The sequence below is a fragment of the Streptomyces sp. NPDC056480 genome (assembly GCF_042795405.1).
In the GTDB taxonomy this organism is placed as follows: domain Bacteria; phylum Actinomycetota; class Actinomycetes; order Streptomycetales; family Streptomycetaceae; genus Streptomyces.
In genome coordinates, this window is record NZ_JBHTSA010000011.1 from 1 (window position 1) to 19,152 (window position 19,152).

18 protein-coding genes and 1 pseudogene are annotated in these 19,152 nt (G+C 73.6%); 7 read left to right on the plus strand and 12 right to left on the minus strand.

Going from position 1 to position 19,152, the window contains the following annotated elements; translation table 11 throughout:
- Positions 1-361, minus strand: a pseudogene (locus ACFQ79_RS07915) (hypothetical protein); the annotation flags it as partial.
- An 8-nt stretch (positions 362-369) separates the two neighbouring features.
- Positions 370-1,557, minus strand: coding sequence for an SPFH domain-containing protein (locus ACFQ79_RS07920; RefSeq protein ID WP_383580078.1), 1,188 nt, complete (start codon positions 1,555-1,557; stop codon positions 370-372).
- A 176-nt stretch (positions 1,558-1,733) separates the two neighbouring features.
- On the opposite strand from ACFQ79_RS07920, the gene ACFQ79_RS07925 reads away from it, so the two are divergent.
- Positions 1,734-3,170: a WGR domain-containing protein gene (locus ACFQ79_RS07925; RefSeq protein ID WP_383580079.1), complete on the plus strand. Its 1,437-nt coding sequence runs from the start codon at positions 1,734-1,736 to the stop codon at positions 3,168-3,170.
- The gene (locus ACFQ79_RS07930) at positions 3,167-3,646 is read left to right on the plus strand and encodes a hypothetical protein (protein ID WP_383580080.1); all 480 of its coding nucleotides are present in this window, start codon (positions 3,167-3,169) and stop codon (positions 3,644-3,646) included. Before ACFQ79_RS07925 ends, ACFQ79_RS07930 begins: the two co-directional genes overlap by 4 nt.
- 192 nt (positions 3,647-3,838) lie before the next feature.
- Here ACFQ79_RS07930 and ACFQ79_RS07935 read toward each other — a convergent pair whose 3' ends face one another.
- The 3 genes from ACFQ79_RS07935 to ACFQ79_RS07945 all read right to left on the minus strand — a co-directional run bounded on the left by ACFQ79_RS07935 (position 3,839) and on the right by ACFQ79_RS07945 (position 6,461).
- A complete protein-coding gene (locus ACFQ79_RS07935; protein WP_073904594.1) occupies positions 3,839-4,261 on the minus strand; it encodes a DUF350 domain-containing protein in 423 nt (140 codons plus the stop codon).
- Positions 4,262-4,438: 177 nt separating this feature from the next.
- Positions 4,439-5,041 carry an HdeD family acid-resistance protein gene (locus tag ACFQ79_RS07940; protein ID WP_383580081.1) on the minus strand — a complete coding sequence of 201 codons (603 nt, stop codon included), beginning with the start codon at positions 5,039-5,041 and terminating at the stop codon, positions 4,439-4,441.
- A 43-nt stretch (positions 5,042-5,084) separates the two neighbouring features.
- Positions 5,085-6,461: a dipeptidase gene (locus tag ACFQ79_RS07945; RefSeq protein WP_383580083.1), complete on the minus strand. Its 1,377-nt coding sequence runs from the start codon at positions 6,459-6,461 to the stop codon at positions 5,085-5,087.
- A 213-nt stretch (positions 6,462-6,674) separates the two neighbouring features.
- Between ACFQ79_RS07945 and ACFQ79_RS07950 the strand changes: the two genes are divergently transcribed.
- Together ACFQ79_RS07950 and opcA are read left to right on the plus strand one after the other, a co-directional pair.
- Positions 6,675-7,223, plus strand: a complete 549-nt coding sequence (locus tag ACFQ79_RS07950) for a DoxX family protein (protein WP_383580248.1) — start codon at positions 6,675-6,677, stop codon at positions 7,221-7,223.
- An 82-nt stretch (positions 7,224-7,305) separates the two neighbouring features.
- Positions 7,306-8,250 (plus strand): glucose-6-phosphate dehydrogenase assembly protein OpcA, encoded by a 945-nt coding sequence (opcA, locus tag ACFQ79_RS07955; protein ID WP_383580084.1) that lies wholly within the window; start codon positions 7,306-7,308, stop codon positions 8,248-8,250.
- 2 nt (positions 8,251-8,252) lie between these two features.
- Here opcA and ACFQ79_RS07960 read toward each other — a convergent pair whose 3' ends face one another.
- Together ACFQ79_RS07960 and ACFQ79_RS07965 are read right to left on the minus strand one after the other, a co-directional pair.
- On the minus strand, positions 8,253-9,017 hold the full coding sequence (locus ACFQ79_RS07960; RefSeq protein WP_383580085.1) for a class I SAM-dependent methyltransferase: 765 nt from the start codon (positions 9,015-9,017) through the stop codon (positions 8,253-8,255).
- A gap of 36 nt (positions 9,018-9,053) precedes the next feature.
- Complete coding sequence (locus tag ACFQ79_RS07965) at positions 9,054-10,241, minus strand: cytochrome P450 (RefSeq protein ID WP_383580086.1); 1,188 nt, start codon at positions 10,239-10,241, stop codon at positions 9,054-9,056.
- 294 nt (positions 10,242-10,535) lie between these two features.
- Between ACFQ79_RS07965 and ACFQ79_RS07970 the strand changes: the two genes are divergently transcribed.
- Positions 10,536-11,708, plus strand: coding sequence for a cytochrome P450 (locus tag ACFQ79_RS07970; RefSeq protein ID WP_383580087.1), 1,173 nt, complete (start codon positions 10,536-10,538; stop codon positions 11,706-11,708).
- A 120-nt stretch (positions 11,709-11,828) separates the two neighbouring features.
- Here ACFQ79_RS07970 and ACFQ79_RS07975 read toward each other — a convergent pair whose 3' ends face one another.
- Positions 11,829-12,425, minus strand: coding sequence for a hypothetical protein (locus tag ACFQ79_RS07975; protein WP_383580088.1), 597 nt, complete (start codon positions 12,423-12,425; stop codon positions 11,829-11,831).
- A gap of 391 nt (positions 12,426-12,816) precedes the next feature.
- On the opposite strand from ACFQ79_RS07975, the gene ACFQ79_RS07980 reads away from it, so the two are divergent.
- The gene (locus ACFQ79_RS07980; RefSeq protein WP_383580089.1) at positions 12,817-13,098 is read left to right on the plus strand and encodes a hypothetical protein; all 282 of its coding nucleotides are present in this window, start codon (positions 12,817-12,819) and stop codon (positions 13,096-13,098) included.
- Here the strand turns inward: ACFQ79_RS07980 and ACFQ79_RS07985 are convergent.
- The 4 genes from ACFQ79_RS07985 to ACFQ79_RS08000 all read right to left on the minus strand — a co-directional run bounded on the left by ACFQ79_RS07985 (position 13,085) and on the right by ACFQ79_RS08000 (position 17,573).
- Positions 13,085-15,367 (minus strand): heavy metal translocating P-type ATPase, encoded by a 2,283-nt coding sequence (locus ACFQ79_RS07985; protein WP_383580251.1) that lies wholly within the window; start codon positions 15,365-15,367, stop codon positions 13,085-13,087. The genes ACFQ79_RS07980 and ACFQ79_RS07985 overlap by 14 nt on opposite strands.
- 74 nt (positions 15,368-15,441) lie before the next feature.
- Positions 15,442-15,663, minus strand: coding sequence for a hypothetical protein (locus tag ACFQ79_RS07990; protein ID WP_383580090.1), 222 nt, complete (start codon positions 15,661-15,663; stop codon positions 15,442-15,444).
- A gap of 324 nt (positions 15,664-15,987) precedes the next feature.
- A complete protein-coding gene (locus ACFQ79_RS07995) occupies positions 15,988-16,683 on the minus strand; it encodes a sigma-70 family RNA polymerase sigma factor (protein ID WP_383580091.1) in 696 nt (231 codons plus the stop codon).
- A gap of 158 nt (positions 16,684-16,841) precedes the next feature.
- Positions 16,842-17,573: a hypothetical protein gene (locus tag ACFQ79_RS08000; protein WP_383580092.1), complete on the minus strand. Its 732-nt coding sequence runs from the start codon at positions 17,571-17,573 to the stop codon at positions 16,842-16,844.
- 281 nt (positions 17,574-17,854) lie between these two features.
- Between ACFQ79_RS08000 and ACFQ79_RS08005 the strand changes: the two genes are divergently transcribed.
- Positions 17,855-19,078 (plus strand): MFS transporter, encoded by a 1,224-nt coding sequence (locus ACFQ79_RS08005; protein ID WP_383580093.1) that lies wholly within the window; start codon positions 17,855-17,857, stop codon positions 19,076-19,078.
- Positions 19,079-19,152 lie beyond the last annotated feature (74 nt).

Below are 19,152 nucleotides of genomic sequence, written 5' to 3' on the forward strand. Positions count from 1 at the left end.
GTAACCCGTCCCTCGACCCGTCCCAACGGGCGTGCGCGGGGGGGGGTTGGGGGGCGGCCGTTCCCGCCGCCGAACCCGCCAGAGCGATCGCGCCCACGGTCGCGACGACCGCGCGGCGCACGCCGTGGACGGCGGCCGAGCAGCGTGAACCGTCCGCGGCGGTACGCCGACCGGCGTCGGCGCAGCCCACACAGGCGCAGCCCGGGGGTCTCTCATCGGTGAAGTCGGGGGTGGTGAACCGGTGGGCGGGGTGTGCGTCGGCGGTGTCCACGGGGTCGGCGGTGTCCACGGGGTTGGCGGTGTCCAGGGGGTTGGTGGTGTCCAGGGGGTTGGTGGTGTCCAGGGGGTTGGTGGTGTCCACGTTCCTCTTCACTCCTGACGGGGGTCGGCCGGGCTGCCGCTCCGGGTGTAGAAGGCCACGGTCAAGTCCTTCACCAGGGCCTGGCGTTCGAAGTCGTCGAGTTCGACGAGACCTCGCGCGGTCAGCCGGGTCACGGTGTCGTCCACGGCGTCGATCACGCCGGTGAGGACGGAGTCCCGGTGCTTGGCGTCCAGGGCTGCGATCTGACGGCGCCGCATGGCGGCTGCGACCTCGGGGGCGTACTCGATCCGGGTCGGCTGTGCGGAGAAGACGGCGATGCCCACCGGCCGGCACTCCGCGGCGAGCACGCGCGTCAGCGCGTCGCCGACCGCCTCGGCATCCCGCAGGGTCGGCGTGCCGCCCCGGAAGGCGTCGGCGGGAAGCCGTGAGAGCACCCGTGCGACGGCGGCCTCCACCTGCTCGCGCAGATAGCCGAGATGGTCGTCGACGGAGAGCAGCGCGCGCGCCGTGTCCCGCACCGACCACACGACCAGGACGACGACGCGCAGCGCCGAACCCTCGGCGTCGACGACGGCGATCGGCTCGCTGCGCCAGTGGCGCAGGCGTACGTCGATCCGGCGGCGCAGTACGAAGGGGCTGATCCAGACGAGGCCGGTGCGGCGGACGCTGCCCCGGTAGCGGCCGAAGAGCGAGAGCACCCAGGCGGAGCCGGTCCGCCCCCGGGTCAGGCCGCCGAACGAGACGACCGCGACGACGACACAGCTCGCGAGCGCGGCCCACTGCCAGGGCAGCAGCTCGACCTCGCGGAGCGGTCGGGCCCGCCGGAGCGTGGTGGCGATGCCGGTGAGCGCCGTGAGCCCGGTCAGGACGGCCACCCAGCCGGGGACGGCGGGTCCGGGGCGTTCCCCGAGACCGGGGTCGACGGGCGGGGGACGGCGGGGGAGCGGTGCGGAGGTCGCCTCCGGCGCCCCCGGCGATGCGGAACCGGAGAGCGCCGACGGCTCCGGGAGGCCGGCGGGCTCGGGTCGGCATCCGGAGCCGGAGCCGGAGCCGGAGTTGGAGTCGGTGCCGGAGTCGGGTTCTGGTTCGGTCCGGCCCTTCGTCAGGGCCGTGCTCCTGGGCAGGGTCGTGGTCGGTCGCCGGGCGGGGTCCGACCGGAAGAGGTCGTCCATCGGTATGCCGTCCGCGTGCCGGCGCGCACGGACGGGCAGGGGCCGCTTCTGGTGCTCGGTCATGAGGCCCTTCCGGCCGTTCCTGAGGTGACGGCACGTCGGATGATCTTCAGGGACCATCGTCACAGCGGTGTATGTCCGGAATGCCGCGCCGAACGTCCCGAATGCCGGGGACTTAGGTCCTGTGGCCAAGGCTTCACCGGGGGCCGTTGTCAGTGGGTGCCCCTACCGTTTTCACCATGACGACGACGACCTATCTGGAGCTGTCGCAGGACGACGGCGGCGCCCACAAGTTCTACGAAGTGACCGTCGAGGACCTCGCGGTGTCGGTCCGTTACGGCCGGATCGGGACGGCGGGCCAGACGCAGAGCTCCACCTTCCCCACGGCGGCGAAGGCGCAGGCGGCCGCGGCGAAGAAGATAGGGGAGAAGGTCCGCAAGGGATACGCCCCGGCGGTCCGTGGACAGCGGGCGGCCCGTGCCGTGACGCGCCGCGCGGTGACCTCCGCGCCCTCCACCGCGCGCGCCGTCGCTCCCGTCCTGTGGCGCTTCCGGACCGGTTCGGCTGCCTTCGGCATCCATGTCGACGAGGAGCGCTGCTGGGTCGGCAACCAGGCGGGTGACGTCTTCACGCTGGACCGCTCCGGCGAGGTGCAGGCCCGGTTCAGCCTGCCGGACGGCGTCAAGTGCCTGGTCGCCGACGACTTCTGGATCTACGCCGGCTGTGACGACGGCAAGGTGTATGACCTGTCGTCGAAGCTGCCCTTCGCCGCGTACGACATCGCCACCGACGTCGACATCTTCTGGCTCGACATCCACGAGGGCGTCCTGCACGTCGCCGACCGCTCGGGCCGGCTCACCGTCATCGACCACGAGGACGAGCACCAGTGGGCGCGCGGCGGCCAGGGCGAGCACGCCTGGATGGTCCGCGCCGACGGGGAAGCCGTCTACTACGGGGACACGCGGGGCGTCGCCGCCCACGCACCGGACGGCGGCGGTGAGCTGTGGCACACGGCCACCGAGGGCGGGGTGCTCTTCGGCTGGCAGGAGGACACCGCGGTCTACGCGGGCACGGCCCGCAAGAAGGTCCAGCGGCTCGCGAAGAAGGACGGGCGCGTCGAGGCGGTCTACAGCTGCGACAGCCCGGTGTACTCCTGCGCCACCTCGCCCGGCGGCCGGTTCGTCTTCGCGGCCGACTCGGCCTCCTCGGTCTACTGCTTCGCGGAGGACGGCACCCGGCTGTGGAAGCTCGGTACGGGCGGGGGCTCCGCGCTCTCCATGCAGTACCGCGACGAGCGTCTCTACCTGGTGACCACGGACGGTTCGCTGGTCTGCGTGGACGCGAGCGAGGCGGCGATCCAGGCCGCGCAGGGGGGTACGGTGCCGGTCGCGCGGGACATCAAGCTCGCCGCGGCCATGCCGGTGTACGAGCCGGCGACGACGGTCACCGCCGTCACGACCGTCAGCGTCGCCCCGGCGGGATCGGTGGTCGTGGAGTGTGTGAACGAGTCGGGCAGGACGCGGGTCCGGGTCCTCTCCGAGGGCTACGACTCCGCGTGGAACGTGCAGTTCCCGCGTGCGATCCGGGAGCCCGGCGCGCGGTACGTGGTCGATGCCCTGCACGCGGCCGCGGGAGGCTTCTACCGGGTCCGTGGTGACATCCGGCGGCTGCAGTGACGGCGGGCCACGGCGGCGGCACCTTCGACGCGGCCACCGGGGACGGCCCGCCGGTCTCCCCGGCGGACGTCGAGCAGCGGTCGAGGGAGGTCAGGGCCGCCCTCGACGGGCTGCTCCAGATCAGACGGCTGACCCAACGCGCCGACGGCGGTGACCCGAAGGCCGTCCCGGCGGACTGGGAGCGCCGGCAGCCGGTCCGCGCGGTGGCCCTCGCGCTGGAGTCGGGCGGCCTCACACCCTCGGCCGTGGACGCCTCCGGGGCGCGGATCGCCACGGGCTACCGCGTCCGGCCGGGGGACCGGCCGGGGACGGCCGTGGTCGAGTGGCTCGGCCCGGCGGGCTCGGGAGCCGCCCAGGAGGAGGCGACGACCCTCGGCGGCTGCGTGCCCGCCCTGACGCGGCTCGGCTGGGAGGCCCTGCTGTACAAGGGGCCGCGCGGGCGCCGCTTCCTGGAGGTGGAGCCGATGGCGGGCTGAGGCCTTGAGGGGCAAGGGCTCCGTCGCTGGCCTCGGGCGTCCCGGTTGGTTGGCCTCGGACGTCCCGGTCGGCCTCGGACGTCCCGGTTGGTTGGCCTCGGACATCCCCTTGGCCGCGGACGTCCCGGTTGGTTGGCCTCGGACGTCCACTTGGCCTCGGACGTCTCGGAGGGATCGGACGTCCCGGTGGGATCAGGCGATCGAGGCCGAGACGATCGCCGAGACGGCGATGTTGCAGGAGGCGGTCACCCAGACCGCCGGGTGCGGCTCGGGGTCGACCAGGGTGGCGCCCAGCTTGCCCGGCGTCACCAGGTCCACGACCAGGAACGCCACGGCCATCATCACCAGGCCGAGCAGGCCGAACGCGGCCGTCGACACGAGGCCCTTGCCGAAGTTCTCGTACGTCGTCCAGATCGACGTGAAGACGATGCCGCCGATGCCCAGGAGCGCCGAGCTCAGCAGGATCGCGGCGTTGCGGTTGCGGTCCTCCCAGATCTGCCGGCGGAGCTTGCCGGGGGTCAGCAGATCCACGAGGACTATGCCGAGGATCAGCAGGACCACGCCGAGGGCGCCGTAGGCGCCGGCCCGGCCGAGGCCGTTGACGATGTCGCTCATGGTGTGCCGGTCTCCGGGGATCACGATCACGGGGGATCGGTGGTCAAGGACCGGCAAAATGTAGCGCACGCGTCAACAGCACTCGCCGCCCGCCCGGGAATCGGGCGGACGGCGAGGGGCGGGAGAGGGGCCGGGAGGGGCAGGGCGAGCGCACGGGCGGGGGAGGCGCGGAGGCCGTCAGGCCCCCGGCGGCAGGTTCTTGGCACGGCCGCGCACCTGGATCGCCGTGACGATCTCGACCGCGCCGACGGCGAGCAGCCAGATGCCTCCGAGGACCATCAGCACCCTGGCCGACTCCAGCGGGGAGACGATGAGGACCACACCGGCGAGCACGTTGACGATGCCGAGGAAGATGTGCCAGCCGCGCGCCGGCATGGTGGCGTCGGACGCCGCCGCGAGGGTCTCCGTGATGCCGCGGAAGAGCCAGCCGATCCCGATCCAGAGCGCGAGCAGCAGGATCGACTGCGTCGCGCCCCGGAAGCACAGCAGGCCGAGCAGGATCGACAGCGCGCCGCTGATGAAGGCCATGACGCGCAGCGCGGTCGTGGTGTGCGTGCCGAAGGCGGCGACCAGCTGCATCACACCGCTGAACAGCAGGAAGAGACCGAAGAGCAGGCCGGCCACGAACAGCGAGGCCTCCGGCCAGGCCAGCACGATGATGCCGAGGACCAGGGACGCGATGCCGGCGAAGAGGAGCGCCTGCCAGGCGGCGCCCGCGAGCATGCTCAGCGGTCCGGGCGGTATGTCCTGGTGCCTCGGGCCGTCTTGAGTCTGTGTCATGGACGGTTCCGTCCTTCCGTGGCGGGGGCGGAGCTGCGGGCGGTCAGCGCGGGGTGGCGTAGCCGCTGAGGAAGAGCGCCTCGGCCAGCGCCATGTGCTCGATCTCGGAGGGGTCCACGCTCTCGTTGGGCGCGTGGATGAGACAGCCGGGTTCCTCGACGCCGATCAGCGCGATCTCCGCGTGGGGGAAGTGGGCGGCGAGCACGTTGCAGAGCGGGATCGAACCACCCTGGCCCGACTGGACCATGTCCTTCCCGTACGCCTCCCGGAGCGCCGTCGCCAGGGCCCGGTAGGCGGGGCCGTCGGTCCTCGCGCGGAACGGCTGGCCGCCGCTCTCGGGCTCCACCTCCACCCGGGCGCCCCACGGCGCGGCCGAGGTCAGATGGGCGGCGAGGGCGCGCTGGGCGTCGTCGGCGTCGACCCCCGGCGGGATCCGCAGGCTGACCCGGGCGCTGACCTTCGCCTGCACGGCGGCCGAGGAACCCACCACCGGGGGGCAGTCGATGCCGAGCACCGTGACGGCGGGCCTCGCCCAGAGTTCGTCGGCGACCGAACCCGTACCGACCAGGGACACCCCGTCGAGGACGCCGACATCGGCGCGGAACTGTTCGGCCGGGTAGTCGACCCCGTCCCAGACGCCGTCGTCCGGCAGCCCCTTGATCACGGTGTTGCCGTGTTCGTCGCGAAGGCCGTCGAGGATCCGGATCAGCGCGGCCAGGGCGTCGGGCGCGGGGCCGCCGAACATGCCGGAGTGCATCGCCCCCTTGAGGGTGGAGACGGTGACGACGACGTTGGCGAGCCCGCGCAGCGAGGTGGTCGTGGTGGGCAGGCCGCGCGCGAAGTTGCCGGTGTCGCAGATCAACAGGGTGTCGGCGGCGAACAGGTCGGGCTGCAGGGGGACGAGCTGCTCCAGGCCGCCGGTGCCCTGCTCCTCCGAACCCTCCGCCACGAACTTGATGTTCACGGGGAAGCCCCGGCCGTCCGGACCGCCGAGGGCGCGGAGGGCCGTGAGGTGCATCGCGATGTTGCCCTTGCAGTCGGCCGAACCGCGGCCGTACCAGCGCCCGTCGCGCTCGGTGAGCTCGAAGGGCGGGGTCTCCCAGGCCGCGTCGTCCAGCGGCGGCTGTACGTCGTAGTGGCAGTAGAGGAGCACGGTGGGCGCCCCCTCGGGGCCCGGCGCGTGCCCCACGACCGCGTCCGAGCCGTCGGGGGTCGTCACCCGCCGCATGTCCTGGAGTCCCGCCTCCGTGAAGGCCCGTACGAGGAAGTCGGCGGTCTTCGCGCACTCCTCCGGCGGAAACTGGCGGGGGTCGGCGACGGACCGCATCGCCACGAGCTCGGTGAGGTCCTCCTTCGCCCGGGGCATCAGGGCCCGGACCTTCTCCCGCAGGGCTGCGGTCCCGGTGGACTCGGCGGTCATGCGTACCCACTTCCCTCGGGCCGTGGCGGGGCGCGGCTCGCGGAGCCCGGGACGGCGACGGCCCTCTCACCCAAGCACTCGTGGACAAACGCCGCAAAAGGTGACTCGTACGGAGTACGCGCCGGTGGTCCCGGGCGGCGGAGGCCGGACGGGCCGACGACAGTGGACCGCGTACCAGTCCGCCCCTTCCTCTTCCCGCACCTGGAGAACCCCATGGGCCACCCCAACCGACGCGACCTCGGGCTCCTCGTGCTGCGGGTCGGCACCGGAGCCGTCCTCGCCGCGCACGGCACCCAGAAGCTCTTCGGCTGGTTCGGAGGCGGCGGCATCGAGGGCACCACCAAGGCCATGGAGGCCATGGGCTTCCACCCGGGCCGGGAGAGCGCCATCGCCGCCGGTCTCGGCGAGGCCGGCGGCGGCGCCCTGCTGGCCCTCGGCCTCGCCACCCCGGCCGCCGGAGCCGCGGCCGCCGGCGCCATGACCGGCGCCGTCGCCGTCCACGCCCCGGCCGGCTTCTTCGCCCAGAGCGGCGGCTACGAGTACCCGGCGTTCCTGGGCTTCGTCGCCGCCGCGATCGGGGTCACCGGCGCCGGCCGGTACTCCCTCGACCACGTCACGGACCATGTCCTCGACCGTCCCTGGGTGGTGGTCACCGCCTTCCTCGGCACCGCGATCGCCGCCGCGGCCGTGGTCAACCGGCGGGCCGACGAGCAGGCCGCCGCCGAGGCCGCGGCGGAGGAGGCGGGGCCGGAATCCGCGTGAAGCCGCTCGAGGACGGGGGTCCGCACGCGTCCGCCGCGCGGGAGGGTTAGGCTCGCCGCAGAGGAAGGGACGGTCGCCGCGCATGAAGATCGATCTGACGGACACCAACTCCAGCAAGATCAACAAGGCGATCCTGGAAGGCCGCAGGGCCGTCGGCACGCCCGCCGCCGGTGTCGTGCTCACCCTTGTCGTCGTCACCGACGAGGAGAACGCCTACGACGCGGTCAAGGCCGCCAACGAGGCCTCCCGGGAACACCCCTCCCGCATCCTGGTGGTCATCAAGCGCCACGCCCGCTCGCCCCACGGGCGCCACGAGACCCGCCTCGACGCCGAGGTCCGGCTCGGCACGGACGCCGGTTCGGGCGAGACGGTGCTGCTCCGGCTCCACGGCGAACTCGGCGACCGGGCCGACTCCGTGGTCCTGCCGCTGCTCCTGCCCGACGCGCCCGTCGTCGTCTGGTGGCCCGTTGACGCCCCCGAGGTGCCGTCCCTCGACCCGCTGGGCTCACTCGCCCAGCGCCGCATCACCGACATGTACGCGGTCGAGGACCCCCTCGCCGCCCTGGAGAAGCGGGCCGCCTCGTACGCCCCCGGCGACACCGACCTCGCCTGGACCCGGCTCACCCCGTGGCGCTCGATGCTGGCCGCCGCGCTCGACCAGGCCCCGCAGACCGTGACCTCGGCCGCCGTCGAGAGCGAGGCGGAGAACCCGAGCGCCGAACTCCTCGCCCGCTGGTTCGAGGTGCGGCTGGGCGTCCCCGTCGACCGGGTCGTGACCGACGGGCCCGTCGTCACGGCCGTCCGCATGGGCACCGCGGACGGCGAGATCCGCATCGACCGGCCCGAGGGGCCGGTGGCGCGGCTCTCCATTCCCGGTCAGCCCGGCCGGGTCCTCGCCCTCAAGGTCCGGACCACGGCCGAGCTGATCGCCGAGGAACTGCGCCGTCTCGACCCGGACGACGCCTATGCGGCGTCCCTGCGCGGTGGCGCGGCGAGGCCGTCGGCCGACCTGCGGTCCCGCGCCTGACCTCAGGGCTTCTCGAACACCATGACGAAGTCGGCCGTCTCCCGCACGCGGGGAACGTCCGGGTCCGGGAGTGCGAGGAGCCGTTCCTGGGCCTCCGCCACCAGGCGGGTGGCGTCGCCCGTGACCGACCAGGCGCCGGTGAAGAGGCCGCCCGACAGGGATCGGGCCATCGCGCGGGGCGACACCCGGAAGGTCGTGGGCCGCTCGGAGGCCGCGCCCCGGTAGACGAGTCCCCGCGCCTCGGCGATCGGCGCGAGGGCCCACGGCCCGTCCTGACGGGTCCGCAGCGGGTCGAGCCGGTCCTCCAGCTCGCCCACCACGACCCCGACATCGTCCGTGGGGCGGGTACCCCCGGCCGGGATCACCAGGTAGCGGCCGCCCGGCCGCAGGACCCGGGCGACCTCGTCGAAGACCATGCCGTGGTCGGGCCCGGTGTGCAGCAGCCAGGTGGACACCGCCTGGCTCACCGAGGCCGTCCGTACCGGAAGGCGGCAGGCGTCCGCCACCGCCACCCGCGGACCGAGACGCTCCAGGGCCCGGGCGAGCATCCCGGTGGACAGGTCGAGTCCGTACACCGCGTGGCCGCGCGCGGTCAGTTCGGCCGCCACGATGCCCGTGCCCACCCCGATGTCGAGCACCGGGAGGGCGGGGTCGAGCAGGGGCGCGAGCTGCTCGGCGAAGCCGGCGGCCCGGGCCGTGCCGCCGCGCGAGGCGTCGTAGCCGGGGGCGATCGCGTCGAACTCCGCCGTACCGGAGGCCGAAGTCATCCGTCTGTCTCCGTTCGTCCTCGTCGTCGGGGCGGGTCAGGCCTCGGGCGTGAACGCCACGGGCAGGGTCGCCATGCCGCGCAGAATGCCCTCGCGCCGGCTCAGATCCGCGTCCGGGTCGGCGAGCCGCAGGTCGGGGAAGCGGCGCAGCAGCGTTCCGATGGCGATCCGCGCCTCCGCACGGGCCAGTGGCGCACCCAGGCAGAAGTGCACACCATGGCCGAAAGCGAGCTGTTGCGGAACCTCGCGGCGTGCGACGTCGAGGATGTCCGGACGGTCGTAACGGGCCGGGTCGCGGTTGGCGGCGGCGAGCCCGATGATGATCATCTCGCCCGCCGGGACGGTGACCCCGCCGATCTCGTACGCGTCGGTGGTGAACCGTGCGACACCACGGCTCACCGGGCCCTCGTAGCGCAGGAGTTCCTCGATCGCCCCCGGCAGCAGGGAGGGGTCGTCGCGGAGCGCGGCGAACTGGTCCGGGTGTCGCAGCAGGGCGTGGACACCGTTGGCGATGAGGCTCGCCGTCGTCTCGTGTCCGGCGAGCGTGAGCAGGATCGTCATCGCCGTCAGCTCGCGGTCGCTGATCCGCTCCTCCGCCTGCGCGGCGCACAGCGCGCTCAGCAGATCGTCCTTCGGGTCCGCCTTGCGCTGGGCGATCAACGGCTGGAAGAACTCGGTGAGTTCGGCCCGAGCGCGAGCGCCCTTGGCGAGTCGCTCCGGGGTGTTGGGCGGCATGATCAGACCGACCGCGAGACGGGCGAAGTCGGGCTGTCCCTCGGCCGGGATGCCGATGAGTTCGCTGAGGACGGCCATGGGCAGCGGCAGCGCGAACTCGGAGACCAGATCGGCGGTTCCGCGTGCCGCGAAGGAGTCGAGGAACGCGTCGGTGTGCGCCTGGACGCGGGGCGCGAGCTGCTCCACGCGGCGGGCCGTGAAGGCCTTCGACACGAGGTTGCGGAGCCGGGTGTGGTCCTCGCCGTTGGCGACGAGCATGCTGGCCATCAGGACGTTGGTGCGCTCCTGGTGGGCCATCTCCTCCTCGAGTCCGTTCACCCCGACGGGACTGCTGCTGAGCCGGGGGTCGGTGAGCGCGGCGACGGACTCGTCGTAACCGGTGACCATCCAGACTTCAAGAGTGGGATTCAGCCGCACGCGCTGGACGACACCGTGCTCACGGATGCGCTCGAAGAGCGGGTAGGGGTTGGGCTGTTGGGCAACGTTCACCGGGACATCGTGAATGATTGCCTGCTCTTGACCGGTCATCTTCCGTAACTCCCCGCAGCTTTGTGAAAGATCTCTGGCAAGTAGTCATACCAGCCACCCCAGTTGCGTGGTAGCGTCACCGGCGCTCGGCTCGCATTGATGTTCGGAAAAGCACCGGCGAACTGCCGGTGACAAGATCAGCGGGGTGCTCCACCCACCGGTGACCGGTGCCTCGTACAGCTCGACTCGGTAGCAGCCAAGGCCTCAACCAGGCCCTATGCGCAGGGGAGACGTTTCGTGGAGCAAGCGGCAGCCGTGGACCCGATTCTGGATCTGGCCCGTCCGTCGATCCTGCGGAACCCGTACCCCTCGTACGCCCGGATGCGCGAGGCCACTCCCGTCCTGTGGCACGAACTGCTCGGTTCCTGGGTCCTGACCCGGCATGCCGACTGCCTCGCCGTGCTCACCGACAGCAACCGTTTCGCCTCCGACTGGCGGCGTGCCGGGGAGGAGATCCCCGCCCCGCTGCTCAGCGTGCAGACCCTCGACCCGCCGGAGCACACCGCCATCAGGCACCTGCTGCTCGACGGTTTCCGGGCGCAGGACCGGCAGGCGCTCCATGACGACCTGGAGGGGCAGATCGCCGATCTGCTCGTGGAGTTGGCCCGGCGCCCCTCCTTCGATCTCGTCGGGGAGCTCGCCGAGCCGGTGGCGCTCCGCTTCGTGACCGCCTTCCTCGGCGTCGAGGCTCCGGAGCTCGACTGGTTCGTGCCCATGTCCCGTACCGTCGTCGACGGCATGGACGCCGGCCTCTGGCCCGAGAAGCACGAACCTGCCGTCGCCGCCCGCGCCCGGCTCGCGGAGTACGCGGGAGGGTGGCTCGTGGACCCGCCCAAGGAAGGTCTCATCGCGTACGTCGCCGAGCACGCGGCGGACAGCGGCGTGGCAGAAACGGTTCTGCGCAACAGTCTGCGCGCCGTCCTCCACGCCGGCTACGAATCCGCCTCCCGGCTCCTCGGCAACGCGGCGGCCGCCCTCCTCACCACCCCCGGCGCGCTCGAAGCGTTCCGGGCGACCCCGGCCACGGCCGTGGACGAACTCATCCGGTACGACGCACCGGTCCAGGCGGACGCCCGGGTCTGCGTCACCGACACCGAACTGGGTGGCGTCACGATGAAGGCGGGTGATCCGGTCACGCTCTTCCTGGGCGCGGCCAACCACGACCCGCTCCGTTTCGCCCACCCCACAGAGCTGCGACTCGACCGCGCCCCGAACCCTCACCTCGGGTTCGGCCGCGGGGCCCATGCCTGTCTGGGCGCGTCCATGGCGATCCGGCTCACCGGATCCGTCCTCGGCGCCCTGGCCAGGGACCATCCGCAGGCACGGGCAGTCGCGGAACCGGAACACCGGCGCAATCTGACCCTCCGCGGTCTCGACCGCTTCGAGGTCACCCTGCGTCCAGACACGGGGGAGGAGGTACGACCATGAAGTACTGGCACTGAAACCAGTGAGCGTGCGGCCCGTCCGTGAGGCGGGCACCACGCCCGTGCACGGCATCCGTGCACCCCGCCGGAGTCCGAGTCCGCTGCACGGCTCGGGCTCCGGCCCCTACGCGCGGCGCGCGCTCGGCGAACGGGTCATGCGCACGTCGTCGACGACCAGGCTCAGCGCGCCGTCGACGGGACACCGCAGGCCGACCGACAGGCGGCGCATGGATCCGTCCGGGCCCAGGGTGTAGGCGGCGGCCACCTGGAACAGGTCGTGGCCGGCGGGACACGTCACCATGTTCATGTCCGTCACCGGGGACGGAGTCGTGGGTGGCCGAAGCTCCAGGACCACCGGGTCCGCAGCGCCGCACCCGTCCTCGTGCTGGACGTCGAGCGGCAGGCAGCAGCCCTCGCAGAAGCATTCGTCCGACGTCACCTCGAACCGGTCCCAGGCGCAGTACCGGCAGACGAGCGGTCCGGTCACGACCCGCCGCCCGGCCCCGCCGACCTCCGCACCCGGCTCGGCCCCGTAGGCCGCCGCACCCGGCTCGGCCCCGTAGGTCTCCGCACCCGGCTCGGCGCCGCCGACCTCGACACCCGCCCCGGCACCGTCGGCCGCTGTACCGGGTTCGGCCCCGCCGAGCAGCCGCAGCAGACCGCCGCTCGCGGCCGCCTCGTCACCGACCGGTCCGTCACTCCACATGTGCGTGCTCTCCACGGCAGTGATCCTTTCACCACCGCCGTGCGGCTCGCGTCCACCGGAGGATGCGAGCGGACCGGGCCGCCGGTGTCCCTCACGCACTGCGCGAACCCGGCGGTGGCCCGGAGCAGATGGGTGTGCGAGGGCCGCGCCCGACGCCGTACCCGAAGAACTCCACCACGACGGGGAGCGGTTGGGAGGTGTCGGCGGGAGGACGAACCGGCCCTTGGCCGGCTGCCCGTCGAACCCGGCGACGGGGATTCACAGACGTGAGAACCGTCGGTCCGGCCGGACACCCCACGCCGTCGGCGTCACGAGAAGGGCTCCGGGCCGGTCGCCGTGGCATCCTCGGACGAACCGCCCACAGCGTGTCCAGTTGTGGGCCTTCGTCGTCCTGCGCGGAGGGACCATGCTCATCAGCCACGCCGTACGTCACCATGTGCTGCACGTGACGCTCCACCGCGACCTGGACGTCACCAACCGGGCCGCCGTCGCCCTCCAGGTCCAGGCCCTGGTCCAGACGCTCCGCCCGGTCCGGGTGACCGTCGCCGTCCCGACCGCCGATCCCACCCCGGCCACCCTCAGCGCCCTGGCCCGCGCCCATCGCATGTGCGCGAGCCTGGACATCCCGCTGACCCTGAGCGGCGCGAGCGCCCGCACCCGCGGACTCCTGGACGTCACGGCCGAGTAGCCGGCCCCGCGGCCCGTGCCGGCCGTGACGGACCCGCCGGGCGCCGGCGGGCTGCCGAAGGGTGCCAGGCGCGCAGCCGCAGGCTGTTGCCCACGACCAGGACCGAGCTCGCCGACATCGCGGCCGCCGCCACCATCGGGTTGAGCACGCCGAGCATCGCGAGGGGCACGGTCACCACGTTGTAGCCGAAGGCCCAGACGAGGTTGACGCGGATCGTGGCCAGGGTGCGCCGCGCGAGCCGCACGGCATCGGGCAGGGCCTCGATCCCCGTACGGACGAGGGTGACGTCCGCGGCACCGATGGCGGCGTCGGCTCCGCCCGCGAGGCCGATGCCCAGGTCCGCGCCGGCGAGCGCGGCGGCGTCGTTCACGCCGTCGCCCACGACCGCGACCCGATGCCCCCGTTCCCGCAGCGCGCGGACCAGAGCGGCCTTCTCCTCGGGGGCGCAGCGGGCGTGGACCTCCTCGATGCCCAGGTCGGCGGCCACGGCCAGGGCCGGAGCCTTCGCGTCCCCGGTGGCCAGGACGGGGCGTACGCCGAGGCGGCGGAGGGCGTCCACGGCGCGATAGGTCCCGGGACGCACCACGTCCCCGATCTCCACGAGAGCGACCGCCTCGCCGTCGACGCGCACGAGGACCGGCGTACGGGCGGTGGCCTCGGCCGCCGTCAGCGCGTCCGCGAGGACGGCCGGCAGGTCGCCCGTCGGCGCCCCGACTTCGATCAGCCTGCCGTCGACGACGCCGCGGGCCCCTCGTCCCGGCAGGGCGCGGAAGTCGACGACGTCGGGAAGGTCCGCCCCGGCGTTCGCCCGCGCGTAGTCGACAACCGCCCGGCCCAGCGGATGTTCCGAACCCCCTTCCAGGGCCCCGGCGTACCGCACGACGGCCCGCTCGCCGAGGCCGCCGGCACCCGGGACGACGGTGAAGCGCGCGACGGTCGTCCGGCCGGAGGTCAGCGTGCCGGTCTTGTCGAGCACCACGGTGTCGACGTGCCGGAGCCCTTCCAGCGCCCGGGCGCCGCCGACCAGGATCCCGAGCTGGGCTCCCCGTCCCGTCGCGGCCATGAGGGCCGTCGGCGTGGCCAGGCCCAGCGCGCACGGACACGCCACGACCAGGACGGCCACGCAGGCCGTGACCGCCGACTGCGCGTCCCGGCCGGTCCCCAGCCAGAAGCCGAGGGTGCCGGCGGCCAGGGCCAGGACGACGGGGACGAAGACACCGGCCACCCGGTCGGCAAGCCGCTGGGCCCGGGCCTTCCCGGCCTGGGCCTCCTCCACCATCCGGGAGATGCGGGCGAGCCGGGTGTCCGCACCGACCGCCGTGGCGCGCACGAGCAACAGCCCGGCGACGTTGACCGAGCCTCCGACGACCCGGGAGCCCGGCTCGACCTCGACCGGCTCGCTCTCCCCGGTCACCAGGGACAGGTCCACCGCCGAACCGCCCTCGACCACTTCGCCGTCGGTGGCGACCCGCTCGCCCGGCCGTACGAGGAAGGTCTGCCCGGCGCGCAACCGCTCCAGGGGTACGAGGCGTTCGCCGCCGTCCTTCTCCCGTACCGCCACGTCCTTGACGCTCAGCCCGGCCAGTGCGCGAAGGGCCGCCCCTGTACCCTGCCGGGCCCGGGCTTCGAGGAAGCGGCCCGCCCACACGAACAGCGGTACACCGACGGTCGCTTCGAGATAGACGTGCGCCATGCCGTCCGCGGCCGCCCCGGGGGCCAGGGTGAACGGCATCCGCATGCCGGGCTCTCCCGCCCCGCCGAGGAACAGCGCGTACGCGGACCAGCCGAACGAGGCCACCACACCCAGCGACACCAGCGTGTCCATGGTCGAAGCGGAGTGACGCAGCCCCCGCACCGCCCGCACGTGGAACGGCCACGCTCCCCAAACGGCCACCGGCGCGGCCAGCGCGAAGCACAGCCACTGCCAGTTGCGGAACTGCAGGGCGGGCGCCATGGACAGGACGAGCACCGGCAGAGCGAGGACCCCCGTGATCACGAGCTGTCGGCGCTCCGCCGCGGCCGTCCCCTCCTCCTCCTTCGCCTTCCCTTCGTCGCGGACCGGGGCGGGGCCGGACCGCGGGCCGGCGGAAGGCTCCGGAAGCGCAGCCGTGTAGCCGGCCTTCTCCACCGTGGCGACCAGCTCGTCGACGGGCAGACCGGACGGGTGGCACACCCGCGCCCGTCCGGTCGCCAGGTTGACCGACGCGGTGACTCCCTCCAGGCGGGAGAGCCTCTTCTCGACCCGGTTGACGCACGCGGCACACGTCATGCCGCCGACCAGGAGGTCCGTGGTGACCGAGTCGACCGTTTCCAGGTCCGCCCGGGCGACGGCCGGCCCGCGCGTCACGAGTGACCCCCGTGGTGCGGGTGCTCCGTGGCGGAGGTCGGGCCCGTCGTCGACGGCGGGTCGGGCGTGGGGCCGACCGGCCCCACCGCGGCTCCGAGCGCGTACGACCCGGTGAAGACCAGGGCAAGCAGCAGGAGGAAGCCCCCGAGGACGACGGGCGGAGATCCGAACCGCCCCGTGCCTCCCGAGGGGGAGGAGGATGCGCGTGACTTTTCCATCGGTCGCCTCTCCAGAGCGCGTCGTACGGCACCGGAGGGATCGGGCCGTGTTTCCGGAGGAGTCGGCCGGCCGCCCGGTCCGGTTCCCGAGAGAGGGGCATGTACGGGGGCACGTACGAGGACGTGTAGGGGACGGAGCCCGTACGGGGACGCGTACGGGGCGGAGCACGTACAGGCACACGTACGGGGAGTACCGGGCGGCCGGGGCCGATGCGGGCACGACGTACGGGGGCGAGGGCGGGGGCGGGGCGGATCGCGGCGCGCTGCCGCGACCCGCCCCGCCGCCCCCCGTCGGTCATGCGAGGCGGGGGGACGGACGAACGGTCAGGCGAGCGCGGGCGCCCGCGTGAACCGCTTGCGTGCCGGAATGCCGCCGCCCGGGACGAGCACCGGCGACGGCACCGGTTCCTCGGCGCCGCGCACCAGGGCGACCAGCGAGGTCCGGGCCCGTGCGACCCGTGAGCGGACCGTGCCGACGGGACAGCCGATGGCTTCGGCGGCCTCGGCGTAGGGCAGGCCGAGGAGCTGGGTGAGGACGAAGGCGTCCCTCCGCTCGGTCGGGATGGCGGCCAGGAGTTCGGCGAGCGCCACGCCGTCCTCGAAACCGGGCAGGCCCCGGGGCTGGGTGTGTTCGGCCTCCGCCTGCCAGTCGTCGCGGTCGGACAGGCGCGGGCGGGCGGCCGCGTGCCGCAGGCTGTCGACCACCGTCCGGCGGGCTATCGACAGCAGCCACGTGCGGGCCGAGGAACGTCCCTGGAAGCGGGGCAGTGCGGCGAGCGCGCGGAGGAACACCTCCTGCGTGAGGTCGTCGGCCGCCTGGCGGTCTGCACTGAGGTAGGTCACGTAGCGCCGGACGTCGCGGTGCAGAGCGCGTACGAAGAGGTCGGCCTTGGCCGGGTCGCCGTCCCGGGCGGCCAGCGCGAGCCGCGTCGTCGCCGCGTCCGTGTCGGCGTCCGGTGCGTGCGCCGAGCGGGAGGTGCTCGTCGGGCGCTGAAGGAGGGTGTCGTGGGCAGGAGTCATCGCCACAAGTCCTTAGGAGGCAAAGGGAATCCGGCCGGACGCGGAGATGAGGTCGGCGCCGTGGCCGGTGACTGGTACGGCCGGCCGCGACCGGTGGGAAGCGGCATGACCGATGCCCGAGTGACGGAACGGAGCCGTCGAGCTCGGGGAGCCGGCTGTCAGAGGACAGCGAGTGCCTGGGGAGGACCTCGGGAGATGAGCGAATGGGCGAGGAGGAGCCGGCGTGGTGGCCTCTCGTCACCGGCTCGCACCGGCCGGAAGCGGGGCCGGTTCCGTACGACGGGGACGAAGGACGCGAGCAGCGGACGCAGCGGGCGGAAGAGCCGCAGGGACGTGGCGAGCAGCAGGCGGAACGCCGCCTGCTCGCCGAACGCCATCCACAGTCCGCTCAGGAGCGCGGCCAGGATGTGGGCCGACAGCATCCCCAAGGAAGACGACATGTCTGTCATGTCGTGCCCGGCGGGCGTCTCGGACAGCATGCCGACGGACGTGGTCGATTCCCCGTGACCCATGGCCGCGTGCGCCATGTGCGCGTGCGCCGCGTGCACGTCGCTCATGGGCGGCGGCATCGGCATCCGCATCGGCAGAGCCATGGGCATCGGCATGGCCGTCGGTGCGGTCGTCGTCGGCATGGACGCCGTCTGGGACCACGAGAACACCGTGTGGAGCGTGCTCTGCACGGCCAGGCTCGCCGCGGTGACGGCCAGGAGACCGCGCTCGCGGCCCGCGAGAACCCAGGTGACCGACACGGTGGCGGCGAAGGCGAGGGAGAGGGTCCAGGCGGGCACGCCCTGGCCCGACATGAGGATGTGGCCGGTGGCAGCGAGCAGCACGCAGACGGCCGCGAACATCGCGGCCCGCACCCCTCGCGAACATCGGCCTGGTGTCATGGCGCGCCCATCCTTGCACCCTCCCCGGGGGATTGAGGGCGGGAGCGGCCGTCCCGCGGCCGCCCCCACGACCTGTCGGGACATGAGTACGCGACTGTGACGGGTCCCACAAGAGTGCCTCGGGAACTTCCGGCACGGTCGCCACGACTCCTCGAAGGCGACGGCCACGGCGACGGCCACGGCGACGGCCACGGCGACGACCACGGCCACGAAGACGTAGACGACGGTGAAGGCGAAGGCGAAGGCGTTCGGCCCGATCGCCGAACGGGGGAGGGTACGCGGTGACGAGCGCGGGTACGGCGGCGGAGGCACCTGTCGACAGCGGGCAGGGGTCGGCCCGCGGGCTCACCGCGCTCCTCACGACGGCCATGGCCTTCTCGATGATGCAGCTGTTCCTGATCGGTGCGCTGGGTCCGCGTCTCGTCGACCGACTCGGCGTCTCGGAGACCGTGTTGGGGCTCACCACCACGGTGGGCTTCGGCACGGCGGCCGTCCTCTCTCCCGTCGGAGGCCGGGTCGTCGACCGGGTCGGCCCCCGCCGGGCCCTCGTGGCCCTGCTCGCCCTCTCCGCGGTGGCGTTGGGCCTGATCGGCTCCGCGCCCGGTCCCGGAGTACTGCTCGTGGCCGTCGCGCTCGGCGGGCTGCCGCAGGCGCTCGCCAACCCGGCGACGAACAAGGCGATCCTGGCGTCCGTACCGGCGCCGAGGCGGGGCGCGGTCACCGGCACCAAGCAGTCCGGCGTCCAACTCGGGGCCTTCGTCGCCGGGTTGCCGCTCGCCGTGGCCGCCGGTGCGATCGGCTGGCGGGGCGCCGTCTGGGTGGCCGCCGGTGCCGCGCTCTTCGCGGCCCTGTGGGCCTGGAGAGCACTGCCGGTCGACGCGTCACCGCCGCCGAAGGGCGCCGCCGGTGGTCCGGCACCGTCCCGCCGCGGTGGTCCCGTGCCCTGGCTGGCCGCCTTCTCGCTCTTCCTCGGCGCGGGCATCGCCTCCGTCAACACTTACCTCGCCCTCTTCGGGGTCCAACGCCTCGGCATGGGGCCGACGGTGGCGGGAGCGCTGGTCGCCGTCCTCGGTGTCGCCGGGATCGGCGGTCGGGTCGGCTGGTCCCGGGCGGCCACGCCCGGCCGGGCTCCGTGGCTCCCGGCGCTGCTCTCGGCCGGGGCGGTGGGAGCGGCCGTGCTCCTGGCCGCCGCCGTCCACGTCGACCCCCTGGTGTGGGCGGCGGCCGTGGCGGTCGGCGTGTTCGCCGTGTCCGGCAACGCGGTCTCGATGGTCCTGGTGATGCAGCGCTCCGCGCCCGGCCGGGCCGGTCAGGACTCCGCGCTGGTCGCCGCCGGCTTCTTCGCCGGGTTCGCCGTGGGACCTCCCCTGTTCGGGCTCCTCGCGGAGCGCGGGCGCTACGGGGAGGGCTGGGCGCTGGTCGCCGCGGAGTTCGCCGTCGCGGGGGCGGTCGCACTCGCCTGGGCGGTACGGGACCGCCGTACCCGCGCGGGCGGTTCGCGGTGAACGTCACGGACCGCCGTACCCGCGCGGGCGGTTCGCGGTGAACGCCACTGACCGCCGGACGCGCGTGGACGCGC

Bases quoted from the DNA above. Each gene is read 5' to 3' on its own strand.
- ACFQ79_RS07920 (WP_383580078.1), bottom strand. From the start codon at position 1,557: ATGACCGAGCACCAGAAGCGGCCCCTGCCCGTCCGTGCGCGCCGGCAC.
- ACFQ79_RS07925 (WP_383580079.1), top strand. From the start codon at position 1,734: ATGACGACGACGACCTATCTGGAGCTGTCGCAGGACGACGGCGGCGCC.
- ACFQ79_RS07935 (WP_073904594.1), bottom strand. From the start codon at position 4,261: ATGAGCGACATCGTCAACGGCCTCGGCCGGGCCGGCGCCTACGGCGCC.
- ACFQ79_RS07940 (WP_383580081.1), bottom strand. From the start codon at position 5,041: ATGACACAGACTCAAGACGGCCCGAGGCACCAGGACATACCGCCCGGA.
- ACFQ79_RS07945 (WP_383580083.1), bottom strand. From the start codon at position 6,461: ATGACCGCCGAGTCCACCGGGACCGCAGCCCTGCGGGAGAAGGTCCGG.
- ACFQ79_RS07950 (WP_383580248.1), top strand. From the start codon at position 6,675: ATGGGCCACCCCAACCGACGCGACCTCGGGCTCCTCGTGCTGCGGGTC.
- opcA (WP_383580084.1), top strand. From the start codon at position 7,306: ATGAAGATCGATCTGACGGACACCAACTCCAGCAAGATCAACAAGGCG.
- ACFQ79_RS07960 (WP_383580085.1), bottom strand. From the start codon at position 9,017: ATGACTTCGGCCTCCGGTACGGCGGAGTTCGACGCGATCGCCCCCGGC.
- ACFQ79_RS07980 (WP_383580089.1), top strand. From the start codon at position 12,817: ATGCTCATCAGCCACGCCGTACGTCACCATGTGCTGCACGTGACGCTC.
- ACFQ79_RS07985 (WP_383580251.1), bottom strand. From the start codon at position 15,367: ATGACGTGTGCCGCGTGCGTCAACCGGGTCGAGAAGAGGCTCTCCCGC.
- ACFQ79_RS07990 (WP_383580090.1), bottom strand. From the start codon at position 15,663: ATGGAAAAGTCACGCGCATCCTCCTCCCCCTCGGGAGGCACGGGGCGG.
- ACFQ79_RS07995 (WP_383580091.1), bottom strand. From the start codon at position 16,683: ATGACTCCTGCCCACGACACCCTCCTTCAGCGCCCGACGAGCACCTCC.
- ACFQ79_RS08000 (WP_383580092.1), bottom strand. From the start codon at position 17,573: ATGACACCAGGCCGATGTTCGCGAGGGGTGCGGGCCGCGATGTTCGCG.